The following is a 13,343-nucleotide window of genomic DNA, read 5'->3' as shown; positions in this document are numbered from 1 at the left end:
GAAAGTCTCGGTGATCTGCCGCCAGCAGCTTACCGGGCAAAGTTAGAAAACTCTAGTTTACAGGTGTCTCACTGACGGGGAAGTGGACAATTTTCATTCATGTTCATTTAGTCACTGTCTACATCACTTTATCGCAAGACTAATGAGTTCGTGAAGTAAAACGGCTCCAATGAACATTACTATTGATAACTCTCACAGGAGCAACGATTTGTTTTAACAGTTTGGCTGGAAGGGGGGAGAGTAGCGTGTCGTCCTTTAAGCCCATTAAGTAATTAAAAGCTGGCTTGTTTGCCTGTTGAAGTGCGGAAATACGAATTTGTTGCTCAAAATTTAAACGCAAACTGCTTATTGCGGTTTTAAGGCCCTGCTGATCTACATTCGGTAAGCCACTTTTTTGTAAATACCCTAAGCGTTCGCCTTCACCTGAAAACCAAATACGAACTTTTTCACTATACCTGCCAGATTTAGAGGGTAAATCAAATAGAAGTCTTGTATGTCCTCGGCTTTTTACATAATTTAAATAGTTTTCTAATCCTGCTTGCCATAGGGCGGTATGAATAGGTATAAACCTGTGCTGGATTTTTCCATGAGTTGTAAAATTAAAACCGTGTACAGAGTCTTTTTTGACAACATCATCTAATGTTAAACTGCCGATTTCATCGCTGTATGCGCCGGTGTAATAGGCGATAAGTGGTAGCCAGAAATGCCAATGCTTGGGTTGTTCCCTAGGTTGTTTCTCATCACCATAAACATAGCCATTAAATAGCGTGTGTAACTCCATAGCAGAAAAAGCCCTTCGGCCCAAATGCGATTTCATGCTTGATGTTATACCTATTTAGCTTTCAAGTGGTTAGTGTATCTTTTTAACGGGCCTTAAATAAAGCCTAAGTGCCATTTTATTGTAAACTTTGTTCAGCGTAGCCCCATACTTTATATTCAGGTATACTGCGCGGCCAAGAACAATTTGTACTCTATTTTAGTTTCTTTAAGGCAGTGTTTTATGACTTCAGCACATACATATTTCAGACGCTTTTCCGTGGCACCGATGCTAGATTGGACGGATAAACACTGTCGTACCTTTCATCGTAAGCTTTCCAAACATGCGGTTCTGTATACTGAAATGATCACCACAGGGGCTATTTTGTTTGGCAAAGGTGACTATCTGAGTTTTGGTGATCATGAAATGCCCGTTGCTTTGCAGCTTGGAGGCTCCGATCCAACCGCCTTAGCTGAATGTGCTAAACGCGCGGCTGAACATGGATATAGCGAGATCAATCTTAATGTTGGTTGTCCATCAGACCGGGTTCAAAATGGCCGTTTTGGAGCATGTTTAATGGCTGAGCCACAGCTGGTAGCTGATTGTATCGCTGCGATGAAAGCGCAAGTGGACATTCCCGTTACAGTCAAAACACGTATTGGCATTGATGAGCAAGATTCATACGAATTTTTAACAGCGCTGATTGAGGCATCTGCGCAAATAGGTTGTGATGATTTTATTATTCATGCACGTAAAGCGTGGTTGCAAGGCTTAAGCCCGAAAGAAAACAGAGAAATCCCACCGCTTGATTACCCGCGAGTTTATCAACTTAAGAAAGATTACCCTAGTTTACACATCAGCATTAACGGCGGTGTAAAAACGATGGAAGATAGTTTGCACCACTTGCAGCATGTTGATGGTGTTATGGTGGGGCGTGAAGCGTACAGCAACCCATTTATGCTCTCTCAAGTGGATGAACTAATTTATGGGGATGCAGCATTCACTCAAACTCGTCATCAAGTAGTGCGTAGCATGTATGACTATTTTGAGGCGCAAATGTCCGCAGGGGCAAATTTTTGGCATATTGCTCGTCATATGTTGGGGATTTTCCAAGGGCAGCCTGGCGCTCGAGGATTTAGACGTCACCTATCTGAAAACGGTCATAAAAAAGAGGCCGATCTTAAAGTGATGGAAAAAGCGTTGAGCTTTGTACCTGAAGAATAATATTCCCAGTTAGATATATTAAAAAGGCCGCATTTAATGCGGCTTTTTTGTTGGTCAGAAGTGCGAATTTTTAGCGTTATTAGCTAAGTGTTCACTGTGATTAATTCGTGTTGTATTTGCTAAATATTCCTTAATCTTATGTTTAACATGGCTTTTTTAATTTTGGCATAAAGGTTGGATTATCAGGTTAACTAAACGCCAAATGCAAAGGAGCACAACATGGCTTTAATGAATCGAATTGAAGACTTAATTAAATCAGAAGTAAATGCATTTTTAGAAAAAGCAGAGGATCCCCAAAAGCTTGCCTCACAACTATTAGTTGAACTTAATGAGGCTCTGAGTGAATGTCGCAGCACAGCCGCGGTGATCATTTGTGAGCAAAAAGCATTGGAACGTCGTCAGCAGAGTGATGCTAAAAGCATTGAAGCATGGCAACAAAAGGCTGAACATGCTTTGGTAAAAAAACGTGAAGATCTTGCTAAAGCCGCTCTAATTGAAAAGCAAAAGCTTGTAGAGGCGCAAGAATTATTGACGGCGCAAAGTGAAGAGTTACAAAGAACGTTAACAAAGCTTAAAGATGATGCGGATAAGCTAGCGAATAAAATAGCAACACTGAAAAGTAAGCAACAACAATTTGAGCGAGCACAGCGAAGTGCATGTTCTAGACTTAAAGTCAGAACGACAATGTCCAGTGATGAAGTAACTAATGTGCTGCAGCGTTTCGAGCAACTAGAAAGCAAAGTGGAGCGAATCGAAGCACAGGTGGAAAGCTATGAGTTCGGTCAGAGCAATACAGAGCAACAATTTGCGCAATTTGAGCGGGGTGAAAAAATAGACGCTGAACTGGCGCAACTTAAACAAAAAATGCAAGGTCAAAGTAACTCGGTGAGTGCTTAAGGAGTTTATCATGAGCTGCTATCGCGATAGAAAAACCTGTTTTAAAGATATGAGAAACAAAAAAATTGCCGGAGTGTGTGCTGGCCTGGCTGAGCGTTTCAACATGCCAATTTGGCTCACACGACTATTAACTGTGTTGTTGTTCCTAAAATTCCCTATGTTTACTTTACTTGCATACGGTGTTGGTTACGCAGTTTTACCGAGTAAAGTTTAATAAGGAGCACACCATGAAAACCGTATTTTTAGTCTTGATAGCGTTAATGGTTTGCTCAGCATTGTCATGGCTAAACTCACCTCTCATGTGGTTAAGCGTTCCAGAGTTTATCCTAGACTTAAGTTGGGTAGGTATGGAATTGTTCACAGTATTGATTGGTATCATCGCATTTGTTGCTGTGGTTGCGTTGTTAGGGATGGGCTTGATTGGTGTGTTTTTAGTGGTGCTCATTGGGCTAGTATTGGCGCTGCTGTTTAATTCAATTTTGATAGCATTTCCGTTGTTATTGTTAGTGGCTGTTGGTTGGTTAGTTGTTGAACCTGAGTCATCGCATTAACTGAAAGTAATGGGATTGATAACGCGGAACTGCCTAAATCATGATATGATTTAGGCAGTTATTGCTATTCTCAAGGAAAGTATATGTTCATTAAACATTTGGTTATTGGTGTTTGTTCCGTCATTTCTTTAGCTGCGATGCCAGTACTTTCTCATTCCACATCTCATGGGGCTGAACAATCGGTGCTTCTGGTTGAACATGCGCGTATTAGAGAGTTTTTGCCAGCAGCATTATCGACAGCGGCTTATTTTGAGTTGATAAACCATTCGAGTGAGCAAAAGCAGCTTATCAAGGCAACAATTTCAGGGCTTGGGCGTGTTGAAATTCATGAACATGTACATAGGAATGGCATGATGCGAATGCAGCAAGTAGCAGCTGTTGAAGTCGGGCCGCATAAGCAACTTGTATTCAAACCTGGAGGTTACCACCTTATGGCATTTGAGCCGAGCGAACCGCTCAAAAAAGGGCAAGAGCGAGTACTCACTTTGTATTTTGCAGATAAAGAGGTATTGCAAGTACCAATTAAGGTCGTGTCATTACAAGATAAAATGGAAAAGAAACATCACCAACATTCACAACATAGTCACCATTAAGGGTAGGAACATTTATGCAGCAACATTTTGGAAAAATTTTTGGCGCGATAGGTTCTTTGCTGTTGATAGGTTATTTGCTTGCAGTATATTGGAGTATTGAACCTGAGCAGTTTAACGTTGTGGAGCAAGCCAAGCAGCAAGCGCAAAGCAGTAATGAAAAGCTAGTAACTGGATATGTGACCACCAATACACTCATACATGTAAGTGAAACACTGCTCAATAAACCTGGTGGCTATTTGTCTAACGATGTTTTACCGCCGAGTGTGATGATGGATAACATGCCTGCGTGGGAATATGGGGCACTTGAAATGGTCAGAGATCTTGCTTTATCAATGCGCAAAGATTTTAGCCGTTCGCAGTCTCAGTCAACAGAACATACATCTTTAAAAAAAGCGCAACCACAATTTAATATTAGTTCGACAGCATGGGCATGGCCAAGTGCTGAAGGTGAATATCAAACGGGTATTGAGCACTTAAAAACATACCGCTCGTTAATTGCCAGTCCGGCGGAACGAGACAGTCAGTTTTATGCTCGCGCGGATAACTTGCGAGGCTGGCTAAAAGAAGCTGAAAAGCGTCTTGGTAGCTTGAGTCAGCGCTTAAGTGCAAGTGTTGGGCAGGATAGGGTGAATACAGATCTTGCTGGAGATAGCGCCGCTAACCAAGCAACTTATGCACCTAGTCACAGCGAGGTAAAAACCTCTTGGTGGAAAATAGATGATGTGTTTTATGAATCTAGAGGTGCTAGTTGGGCGTTATTGCATTTCTTAAAAGCGGTCGAATATGACTTTGCTGATGTATTAGCGAAAAAGAATGCGACTGTTAGTTTGCAACAGATAATTCGAGAGTTGGAAGCAACGCAGGAAACTGTATGGAGCCCAATGATTTTAAATGGTAGTGGGTTTGGCTTGGTTGCCAATCATTCGTTGGTAATGGCAAACTATATTTCAAGAGCTAATGCCGCTCTTATTGAACTCAGTGAACTTTTAGCGCAAGGATAAAAAATGAAAAAGTATTGTATTGCAGCCGCGTTGTCTATGGCTTGTTTAGCACCTGCTGCTCACGCAGATACGTTGCTCGGGTTATATTTGGGAGCAGAAGGGTGGCAGGCTGATAACTCTGGTAGCTTCGCCGAAAAAGGTAATTCGGAGTCTTTTAATTTTAAAGATGAAACATTCTCTAGTTACTACGCCGCGCTAGAGCATCCGGTGCCTTTCATTCCAAATATTAAGTTACGTTATACTGAACTTGAGTTAGATGGTTCAACAACGCTATCAGAAACGTTTGAATTTGATGGTAAAAACTTCACGGTTGGTACTGCTGCTAACACCCTAACTGACTTAAACCACATTGATTATACCTTGTACTATGAGTTGTTTGATAATGACTTGGTGTCTTTTGACTTTGGTCTTAATCTTAAACAATTTGATGGCTCTATTAAATTGACGGGTACGGTTGATGGTACGGCAACTACCGAAGTTAAAGACTTCTCTGGGCTGGTCCCCCTAGGTTACTTGCGTGCTCAGTTTGGTTTGCCGATGACCGGTTTTAGTGTTTTTGCTGAAGGTAGCATGCTTGCGGTTGATGATAGTAAAATTCAAGATTACCAAGTGGGCGTGGCGTGGGAAGTATTGGGTAATTTAGCAATGGACCTATCGTTAAAAGCCGGTTATCGCTCAATGGTGATTGAGCTTGATGATATTGACGATATCACAACGGATATTGATGTTTCGGGTCCGTTTGCTGGAATCGAGATCCATTTCTAATTAAGACATCGATTGCGTGTTTCCAAAAAGCGGCCAAGCGCCGCTTTTTTACTTTATGTTCCCCACTGGCACTCAAACTCAGCTTCTAGAGCTTGCTCCAGCGCCTGTTTATATTTCTTGTTGATGGGGGAGCTGACCAATTTTTTTAGCTCATCACCTGTTTGTGTGAGTTTGTAATAACTGAGCACTAGCTCATTACTTTTAGGAGTCAGTGTGAGCTTTTTGTTTTGATAAGTAAGCTGTAGAGTTTGTCCTTGTTTTAAGCTTGCTGATTCAATTTCTTTTCTATAAATCAGGTTAATATCCATTAATGTCAGTATATTTGGAAAGCTAAGCCCTGCAGCGCCTAAATTGATGGACTCTTTATTACCTTTTCTCAGCAAATCAAAAAACGATGGCTTTTTATAATATCCGAGTAAAATTAAATAGCTGTCTTCTTTTTCAAGATAACCACAAAGCGCAGCACAGCGCTGCAGTGCTGAAGCTTCGCGTTGGGTCATTTGCTTGAGTGTTTGCAAACTTTTAATGGAGAAGGTACCAGGAGCTACGGTTTCACCCACGAGTATTTTTGCCCAAAGTTTTTGCATATTTTGGTTAGCAATGTCTTCGGCTAAGTCGATAAAATGCTCTAACCAGTCGGGGTCGGGGCGACCTTGGCTTGTTACATCAGGGCAGGCACTTAATGCTAGTGCTGTAATTTGCTCAATGTTCTGTTGGCGTTGTATTTTACTAAGTTGTGCGCGTTTTAGTGCTCTTTTTAAAATACTATCTTCGCTTCTTACACTATAGCTAATTGGCATTGTTCCTTGTGCTCCATAGCTTTCATCGGAGCCAGATCGAGACCCAAAATCTCGTCTTTTAACCATTGTAAAGCCGAGCTTTTCTTCAATTAGCGAGGCTAAGCTCGCTTTAGCTTGCGCATTTTTTACAGTCATATTTGTGCTCGTATTTTTAGCTCAGTACTTAGGTTATTGAGCGCAGAGATCAACATTTGAGTTAAGTAGTGCTGCGCATAAAGCGCGGCAAAGCCGCCAAACAAGCTCGAGTGGATCACACCGGAGAGCTGCCAACTCACCGTAGTTTGATTATTATCATGGCTAATGCGTAGCACTCCAGTCGCACTATGCTCATTATTAATCAGTACAGAAAATTGAGATGTCTGTAATGTTTGGCTAATGATGGTTAATTCGATATTACCTAGTTGATGGTTCAGCTTGGCATGTGCACCGGGTTGATTACTTGGGATGGAGATATGAATACTCTGCATACCGCTGATGTGTTGCCATGCCATTAACTCAGACCAATATTGCAGGTCATTGAGTTGCTCAAATTGCTTAGGCGTAGTGTCGTGATAAATTGCACTTTGGCTGGTTTGAAATTGATGGGGCAGCAACAACCCTGCCAATACGAGTAGCAAGAAGACAAAAAATATGACTCTCATTAAGTTGATGAAAATTCTGATATCGAACTCCAAACCTGATCAGTAACATCTGGCACGCAAGTGTTTGAACATCGTCTATAATATTTCTAGCGTGTTAGCAAAAATTTATACATAGTAGTAAAAATGTACCACAATTCGTATTATGGTAAACGGCTAAGTAAATACAAATTTGATACTTCGAGCAAGTAGTGAGTTGAAGGATAACTGATGGCATCTGAGCAAGATGATTTTTTATTTTTAGATCATGATGATGATACGCAAGAGCCTGAAATTAAAAGCACCTTTTGGGATGTGCTGGTTGTTGATGATGATCCTGAAATTCATTCCGTCACAACGCTTGCTTTATCGGGCGTTGAATTTTGGGGACGTTCTCTACGTTTTCACCATGCCTATTCCGGTGCAGAAGCCATTGATAAGTTGATCCATACACCAGAGATATGTGTCATGTTGCTGGATGTTGTTATGGAGAGCGATGATGCTGGGCTGATTGTCGCTAGACGCGTTCGTGATGAATTGGATAATCAAAATGTACGTATTATTTTACGCACAGGCCAGCCGGGTCATGCACCTGAAGAGCAAGTAATCCGAGATTACGATATCAATGATTATAAAATGAAGACGGAGTTGACGCGTAGCAAGTTAGTCACGTCCATGATGACTGCGGTGCGCTCCTATCGTCAAATCTGTGAACTGGAAGCACAAAGCACGGCTCTCACTTCTATTTTAGACGCAAGCAAAGGTATCTTGGGGCACAATGATATTCGCTCGTTTAGTCTAGCGGTTGTATCACAGTTAGCCACAATCCTTGGTAACGAGCCCAATGGTATTGTCAGTGGCCAGCAAGGTCAGGATAAGCGAATTATGGTGCTGGGTGGCACTACCCATTTCCAAGAGTTTTTTGGAGAAGGGTTAGAGCAGCTAGATAATGGCCGTGTCATTATGCAAGTGCAAAATTGTTTTAATAGTGGTGAGCATCAGCGAACTGAGCATGATATTACAGTGCTTTTGCAAGGAAAAAACCGCAGTGCAGCAATTTACATTGAGTTAGATATTCAGCCGACAGAATCGCAACTGCAGTTTATGGAGATTTTTTTAGCGAACGTCAGTATCGGTTTAGACAATATCAAATTGTTCAATGAATTGAGAGATGTTGCCTATAAAGACTCACTAACCAAGTTACCCAATCGAGCAAGTTTTGTTGAACAACTCGCTCGTTACTATAAGAAAGAGCAAACAGATGAGTTGTTGTTTATTCTTGTTGATATAGCCCAATTTTCAGATATTAACAATGGGTTAGGGCAAGAGGTCGGTAATCAATTATTGTTGGCAGTGATGCATCGCTTGCAGCAAGAGTTTACACAAACAGAGCTATTGGCGCGTATTGGTGCGGATGTGTTTGGGTTGATACTACCAAAAGCAAGCTTCGATGAACGTATGTTTGTCGATAGCTTATTAATCCCCTATCAGGTTAATGAGCATGTGTTGTCTGTCCATTTTAGAATTGGTGTGTGCGAACAATCAGATTTTGCGTGTAATGGCCTAGATACATTAAAGCTTGCTTATATTGCGCTTAACCAAGCAAAACAGGCAAACCGAGTGCTGGGGTGGTATACCTCTGATCTGGAAGAGAAGATGGCCTGGAAGTTGGGGTTGATACGGCAGTTAAGGCAAGATTTTGAACACCGCAAGCTGGAGGTTTGGTATCAGCCTCAACTTTGCTTACAAACTCTCAAAATCATTGGTTGTGAAGCGCTACTACGATGGCCTTCAGGTAATGGACGATACATTTCGCCGGCAATATTTGTGCCTCTAGCTGAAAATGCCGGGCTCATTGTGGATATTGGTCAATGGGTATTGGAACAAGCTTGTGAACAGCAAAAACTTTTGGCTGAGTATGGCTGGGAAATGAGTATTGCAGTGAATGTATCTGTGCCGCAGTTTAAAGTAGCAAACTATGCACAGTCGGTGAAAGATACCTTAATCGAATACCAAGTAGATCCTGAGTTCATTGAGCTAGAAGTGACAGAAAGTGTCGTTATGGATGAAGTTGGTGTGGTCATAGAAACCCTTGAGGAGCTTCAAGAGTTTGGCGTTGAAGTGGCGATTGATGATTTTGGCACCGGTTTTTCATCGCTCAGCTATCTACAAAAATTACCGTTTTCTCGTTTGAAAATAGACCGAGCATTTATTAAAGATATTCCAGATGAAGACAGTGGGGCAATTGCAGAGTTGGTTATATCGCTGGGCCGTCATTTAGGAAGAAAAACCATTGCTGAAGGGGTGGAAACCGAAGCTCAGGCCGATTTACTCAAAAAAATGGGCTGTGATGAAGTACAAGGCTTTATGTACGCTAAACCAATGCCAAGTCACGAATTGATGGCATTTCTAAAAAGTTACAAAGTAAAGTAAACCAACACGTGGTAGATGATTTCTAGTCTCTGTGTGTTGGGGGCTCGATTCTATAGTTTGAGGTTAGCTCGTATTGAGCTATAATTCGGCTCTTTTTCCCGCTAGGCAGTCATTATGAGCGCACTCAAAGCAGAACGTCCGTTATTCTCTTACCCTAAATACTGGGCTGAGTGTTATGGCACCGCTCCCTTTTTACCTACCTCTCGTAAAGAAATGGACCAATTAGGTTGGGACAGTTGCGATATTGTGCTCGTAACGGGCGATGCCTATGTTGACCACCCTAGCTTTGGTATGGCAGTGATTGGCCGTGTACTTGAAGCGCAAGGTTTTAGGGTTGGTATTATTGCGCAGCCGGACTGGTCTAGCAAAGACGCTTTTATGAGCCTAGGTAAGCCTAATTTATTCTTTGGTGTGACAGCGGGTAACATGGACTCAATGATCAACCGCTACACGGCGGAGAAGCGCATGCGTCATGATGACGCTTATACACCTGGTAATGTTGGAGGCAAGCGCCCAGATAGAGCCGTTGTGGTGTATAGTCAGCGTTGTCGAGAGGCCTACAAAGATGTTCCGCTCGTTATTGGGGGCATTGAAGCTAGTTTAAGACGCATTGCGCACTATGATTACTGGCAAGAAAAAGTGCGTCGTTCCATTATCTTTGACGCAAAAGCGGATATTTTAATATACGGCAATGCTGAGCGACCATTAGTTGAAGTGGCGCATCGTATTGCTAAAGGGGAAAGCGTTGATACCATTCAAGATGTAAGAGGCACTGCGGTTATTCGTAAAACACCTTTACCTGAGTGGCGCGGAAGTGACTCAACTGCAATTGATAAAGTGGGTAAAATTGACCCGATCCCTAACCCTTATGGTGCCGATGATGTGGGTTGTAGTAAGTCTGAGTTTGCAAAAGCGGGCATTGACTTATCCGCTGAAGCGGCGAAGCCGATCACGGTGCAACCGCCGCGCTTGAAACCCTGGGAAAAAGTGTACGTCAAATTACCAGCCTATGAGCAGGTAAGTGTTAATAAACCACTGTATGCACACGCGTCACGAATTTTACACCAAGAAACAAACCCAGGTTGTGCGCGTGCCTTATTCCAGCGACATGGTGATCGCTCTGTATGGGTTAATCCACCAGCATTTCCGCTTGAAACGCAAGAGATGGATGCCGTTTTTGGCTTGCCTTACCAGCGTATTCCTCATCCTAGTTATGGCAATGAGAAAATTCCAGCCTATGAGATGATCAAGACTTCGGTCAATATCATGCGAGGCTGTTTTGGTGGCTGTAGTTTTTGTTCTATCACTGAGCATGAAGGACGAATCATCCAAAGTCGATCAGAAGAATCAATCATTGAAGAAATCGAGCAAATTCGAGATAAAGTGCCAGGTTTTACAGGCGTGATCTCTGATTTGGGTGGTCCGACAGCCAACATGTATAAGCTGCGCTGTAAGAGTAAAAAAGCTGAAAGTACATGTCGTCGTTTATCGTGTGTATATCCAGATATTTGTAAACACATGGATACCGACCATACGCCAACGATTGATTTGTATCGCAAAGCTCGTGATATAAAAGGTGTGAAAAAAATCTTGATAGCTTCAGGCGTGCGTTATGACTTAGCTATCGAAGATCCAAGATACGTGAAAGAGCTTGTATCGCACCACGTTGGCGGTTATTTGAAGATCGCACCAGAGCATACTGAGCAAGGCCCATTATCTAAGATGATGAAGCCGGGAATGGGCACATACGACAAGTTTAAAGCGTTATTTGATAAGTACTCAAAAGAAGCGGGTAAAAAGCAGTATTTGATCCCATATTTCATTTCTGCTCACCCAGGAACAACCGATGAAGATATGGTAAATATGGCGCTTTGGCTGAAAGCGAACGACTTTAAATTAGATCAGGTGCAGAACTTTTATCCGTCTCCAATGGCGAATGCCACCACTATTTACCATACAGAAATGAACTCACTGCGTAATATCAAGAATAATACTGAGCAAGTTGCGGTGCCCAAAGGAGCACGCCAGCGTCGTTTGCATAAAGCGATATTACGTTATCACGATCCATCAGGTTGGCCAATGATCAGAGACGCATTGCGCGCTATGGGTAAAGCGAACTTAATTGGTAAAGGGCCGAATTGTCTAGTTCCTGATGAAGGGCGCTCAAGCACTGCTGGTAAAGGAAGCCCTAAAAAGGGTGGAAAACCAGCACTTACTCGCCACACTGGTTTTAACCAATTTAAAAAGGCGAACACCAAACCTCGTGTGGGCTCTAACCGTAAACGCGCTAAGTAGCGTTAAAATGAAATTTTGTTTTGGGTATGGGCTGCTTCATAAAACTCTGTGAAGCGCTTTTCACCGTCCAGTAAATGGTTTTTAAATGGCAGCCACTCAGCGCGTTGATGCCCTGCGGCTGCTTTCCATTGCTGCATTTCATCTTGGTTTGGTAAATACACGCTGGTACCCATTTTTTTCAAAGCTGATTCACAGTACCGTGCGATATTTGGCATCGATTGTAGGTGCTGTGAAAATGTTTTGTGTGCTGCGTCATACAGAGCCGTTTGTAATGCCTTAGGTAGAGTATTAAACCAAGGTTGATTGACCACTAATAGCCAACCATCTTGTACGCTGTTGATTTGCGATATGACCCCCAAATGTTGCTTTAAGTTATTAGGGCCATTGAATAAGCCAACGATGGAAGGATCAAGCGCTTGAATTCGTCCGCCTTGTGCTAATGTGGCGACCTTCTTCCATGGAACATCAACAGGTGATGTCTCACATAATTCATAGAATTGACGCAATGCTTTACTAGCAGGGATGCGGAAAACAACATTTTTCATCACATCCGGTGTGCTGAGTGTGGCACCAAAGTACTTCGTTGAAGTGGCTGTTCTTGCGCCTGGTACATAGTGCATAAGAATCGACAACTTACCTTGTTTTTGGATCTCACTAATCACTTGTGTTTGCCATAATCTTGATGAAATTAAGTTTAAGTAGTTCTGCTGCTCAGCACACCAAAATGGAATGTTTAAAATGTCTAGTGATGGCAAGATGGGGGTTAAGTTGGATACTGAGATAAGCGCAGCTTGAATACTGCCTCGTGCCACGAGTGCTGCCAGATCGGTGCCAACACCTAGCACACCATTGTCGAATACATTGAGGTAAATCTTTCCTTTTGAGAATGCGTGGATGTTATTTTTCAATTGTTGATGCATGTGGGGTGAGGAGTTACTTTTCGCTGAGTCATAAGGAGACGCAAAGAGCATATTGTATTTTGCCGAAAGGCATTTTTCTTGTTCCATCATATCTTCTAACAAACAGCTTTTGGCTGCTAATAGCGGGAGTGGAACGCTGAGCCCTGCACCAATTAAAGCGAGCTTTTGGGTAAATTGACGGCGGGTCCTATCTATGGTCTCTGACTTTTGGCATTGCTTGTTTTTGCAAACCATACTGCGTGATCACGGTTACTGGCTATGAAGTAAGCTTAGCAGAGGAAGTGAAACAGGCTAAGTTTGGGTGTGAAATCTAGTTTTCTTTATATTTAAAGTTTATCTTAGAACAAAGTAAGTCATTGTGTTTATTGGTATTCGCTCTATTTTTGACTAAGCTTAGGCCATGGCATTTCAGCGAGTATTCTCTTTGTGCGTATAACTCATGCAAAATTAATTTATAAAATATTACTAATTATTGGGAGCACCCTCTGTG

At 42.3% G+C, this 13,343-nt stretch carries 13 protein-coding genes; 9 read left to right on the top strand and 4 right to left on the bottom strand.

Features of this window, described 5'->3' with window-relative positions; genetic code table 11:
• Positions 1-139: 139 nt before the first annotated feature.
• The gene (locus tag ACW689_RS19180) at positions 140-817 is read right to left on the bottom strand and encodes a site-specific integrase (RefSeq protein ID WP_476293764.1); all 678 of its coding nucleotides are present in this window, start codon (positions 815-817) and stop codon (positions 140-142) included.
• 183 nt (positions 818-1,000) lie between these two features.
• On the opposite strand from ACW689_RS19180, the gene dusA reads away from it, so the two are divergent.
• The 7 genes from dusA to ACW689_RS19145 all read left to right on the top strand — a co-directional run bounded on the left by dusA (position 1,001) and on the right by ACW689_RS19145 (position 5,788).
• Positions 1,001-1,981, top strand: a complete 981-nt coding sequence (gene dusA / locus ACW689_RS19175) for a tRNA dihydrouridine(20/20a) synthase DusA (RefSeq protein WP_476293762.1) — start codon at positions 1,001-1,003, stop codon at positions 1,979-1,981.
• Between the two features lie 219 nt (positions 1,982-2,200).
• Entirely contained in the window at positions 2,201-2,878 is a 678-nt protein-coding gene (locus ACW689_RS19170) for a PspA/IM30 family protein (RefSeq protein WP_476293761.1), read from the top strand.
• A gap of 10 nt (positions 2,879-2,888) precedes the next feature.
• On the top strand, positions 2,889-3,092 hold the full coding sequence (locus ACW689_RS19165) for a PspC domain-containing protein (protein ID WP_476293759.1): 204 nt from the start codon (positions 2,889-2,891) through the stop codon (positions 3,090-3,092).
• A gap of 13 nt (positions 3,093-3,105) precedes the next feature.
• Positions 3,106-3,429, top strand: coding sequence for a hypothetical protein (locus ACW689_RS19160; protein WP_476293757.1), 324 nt, complete (start codon positions 3,106-3,108; stop codon positions 3,427-3,429).
• Between the two features lie 83 nt (positions 3,430-3,512).
• Positions 3,513-4,022, top strand: a complete 510-nt coding sequence (locus ACW689_RS19155; protein ID WP_476293756.1) for a copper chaperone PCu(A)C — start codon at positions 3,513-3,515, stop codon at positions 4,020-4,022.
• A gap of 14 nt (positions 4,023-4,036) precedes the next feature.
• Positions 4,037-5,023 (top strand): DUF2333 family protein, encoded by a 987-nt coding sequence (locus ACW689_RS19150; protein WP_476293755.1) that lies wholly within the window; start codon positions 4,037-4,039, stop codon positions 5,021-5,023.
• A 3-nt stretch (positions 5,024-5,026) separates the two neighbouring features.
• Positions 5,027-5,788 carry a TIGR04219 family outer membrane beta-barrel protein gene (locus ACW689_RS19145; RefSeq protein ID WP_476293754.1) on the top strand — a complete coding sequence of 254 codons (762 nt, stop codon included), beginning with the start codon at positions 5,027-5,029 and terminating at the stop codon, positions 5,786-5,788.
• A 53-nt stretch (positions 5,789-5,841) separates the two neighbouring features.
• Here ACW689_RS19145 and ACW689_RS19140 read toward each other — a convergent pair whose 3' ends face one another.
• Together ACW689_RS19140 and ACW689_RS19135 are read right to left on the bottom strand one after the other, a co-directional pair.
• A complete protein-coding gene (locus ACW689_RS19140; RefSeq protein WP_476293753.1) occupies positions 5,842-6,723 on the bottom strand; it encodes a TIGR03899 family protein in 882 nt (293 codons plus the stop codon).
• Entirely contained in the window at positions 6,720-7,229 is a 510-nt protein-coding gene (locus ACW689_RS19135; RefSeq protein WP_476293751.1) for an SRPBCC family protein, read from the bottom strand. The genes ACW689_RS19140 and ACW689_RS19135 overlap by 4 nt, the downstream gene beginning before the upstream one ends.
• A 207-nt stretch (positions 7,230-7,436) precedes the next feature.
• Between ACW689_RS19135 and ACW689_RS19130 the strand changes: the two genes are divergently transcribed.
• Together ACW689_RS19130 and ACW689_RS19125 are read left to right on the top strand one after the other, a co-directional pair.
• On the top strand, positions 7,437-9,638 hold the full coding sequence (locus ACW689_RS19130; protein WP_476293750.1) for a bifunctional diguanylate cyclase/phosphodiesterase: 2,202 nt from the start codon (positions 7,437-7,439) through the stop codon (positions 9,636-9,638).
• A gap of 114 nt (positions 9,639-9,752) precedes the next feature.
• Positions 9,753-11,933: a YgiQ family radical SAM protein gene (locus ACW689_RS19125; RefSeq protein ID WP_476293748.1), complete on the top strand. Its 2,181-nt coding sequence runs from the start codon at positions 9,753-9,755 to the stop codon at positions 11,931-11,933.
• 2 nt (positions 11,934-11,935) lie between these two features.
• Here ACW689_RS19125 and ACW689_RS19120 read toward each other — a convergent pair whose 3' ends face one another.
• The gene (locus tag ACW689_RS19120; protein ID WP_476293746.1) at positions 11,936-13,087 is read right to left on the bottom strand and encodes a TRAP transporter substrate-binding protein; all 1,152 of its coding nucleotides are present in this window, start codon (positions 13,085-13,087) and stop codon (positions 11,936-11,938) included.
• Positions 13,088-13,343: the final 256 nt, after the last annotated feature.

This window comes from Pseudoalteromonas sp. ABE4_541 (assembly GCF_056312285.1).
Note: the sequence above shows the minus strand (reverse complement) of the source record. Positions and strands in the feature narration are given on the sequence as shown.

What these genes read in the sequence shown, in the direction of transcription:
- ACW689_RS19180 (WP_476293764.1), bottom strand. Translation starts at nt 817, where the DNA reads ATGAAATCGCATTTGGGCCGAAGGGCTTTTTCTGCTATGGAGTTACAC.
- dusA (WP_476293762.1), top strand. Translation starts at nt 1,001, where the DNA reads ATGACTTCAGCACATACATATTTCAGACGCTTTTCCGTGGCACCGATG.
- ACW689_RS19170 (WP_476293761.1), top strand. Translation starts at nt 2,201, where the DNA reads ATGGCTTTAATGAATCGAATTGAAGACTTAATTAAATCAGAAGTAAAT.
- ACW689_RS19165 (WP_476293759.1), top strand. Translation starts at nt 2,889, where the DNA reads ATGAGCTGCTATCGCGATAGAAAAACCTGTTTTAAAGATATGAGAAAC.
- ACW689_RS19160 (WP_476293757.1), top strand. Translation starts at nt 3,106, where the DNA reads ATGAAAACCGTATTTTTAGTCTTGATAGCGTTAATGGTTTGCTCAGCA.
- ACW689_RS19155 (WP_476293756.1), top strand. Translation starts at nt 3,513, where the DNA reads ATGTTCATTAAACATTTGGTTATTGGTGTTTGTTCCGTCATTTCTTTA.
- ACW689_RS19150 (WP_476293755.1), top strand. Translation starts at nt 4,037, where the DNA reads ATGCAGCAACATTTTGGAAAAATTTTTGGCGCGATAGGTTCTTTGCTG.
- ACW689_RS19145 (WP_476293754.1), top strand. Translation starts at nt 5,027, where the DNA reads ATGAAAAAGTATTGTATTGCAGCCGCGTTGTCTATGGCTTGTTTAGCA.
- ACW689_RS19140 (WP_476293753.1), bottom strand. Translation starts at nt 6,723, where the DNA reads ATGACTGTAAAAAATGCGCAAGCTAAAGCGAGCTTAGCCTCGCTAATT.
- ACW689_RS19135 (WP_476293751.1), bottom strand. Translation starts at nt 7,229, where the DNA reads ATGAGAGTCATATTTTTTGTCTTCTTGCTACTCGTATTGGCAGGGTTG.
- ACW689_RS19130 (WP_476293750.1), top strand. Translation starts at nt 7,437, where the DNA reads ATGGCATCTGAGCAAGATGATTTTTTATTTTTAGATCATGATGATGAT.
- ACW689_RS19125 (WP_476293748.1), top strand. Translation starts at nt 9,753, where the DNA reads ATGAGCGCACTCAAAGCAGAACGTCCGTTATTCTCTTACCCTAAATAC.
- ACW689_RS19120 (WP_476293746.1), bottom strand. Translation starts at nt 13,087, where the DNA reads ATGGTTTGCAAAAACAAGCAATGCCAAAAGTCAGAGACCATAGATAGG.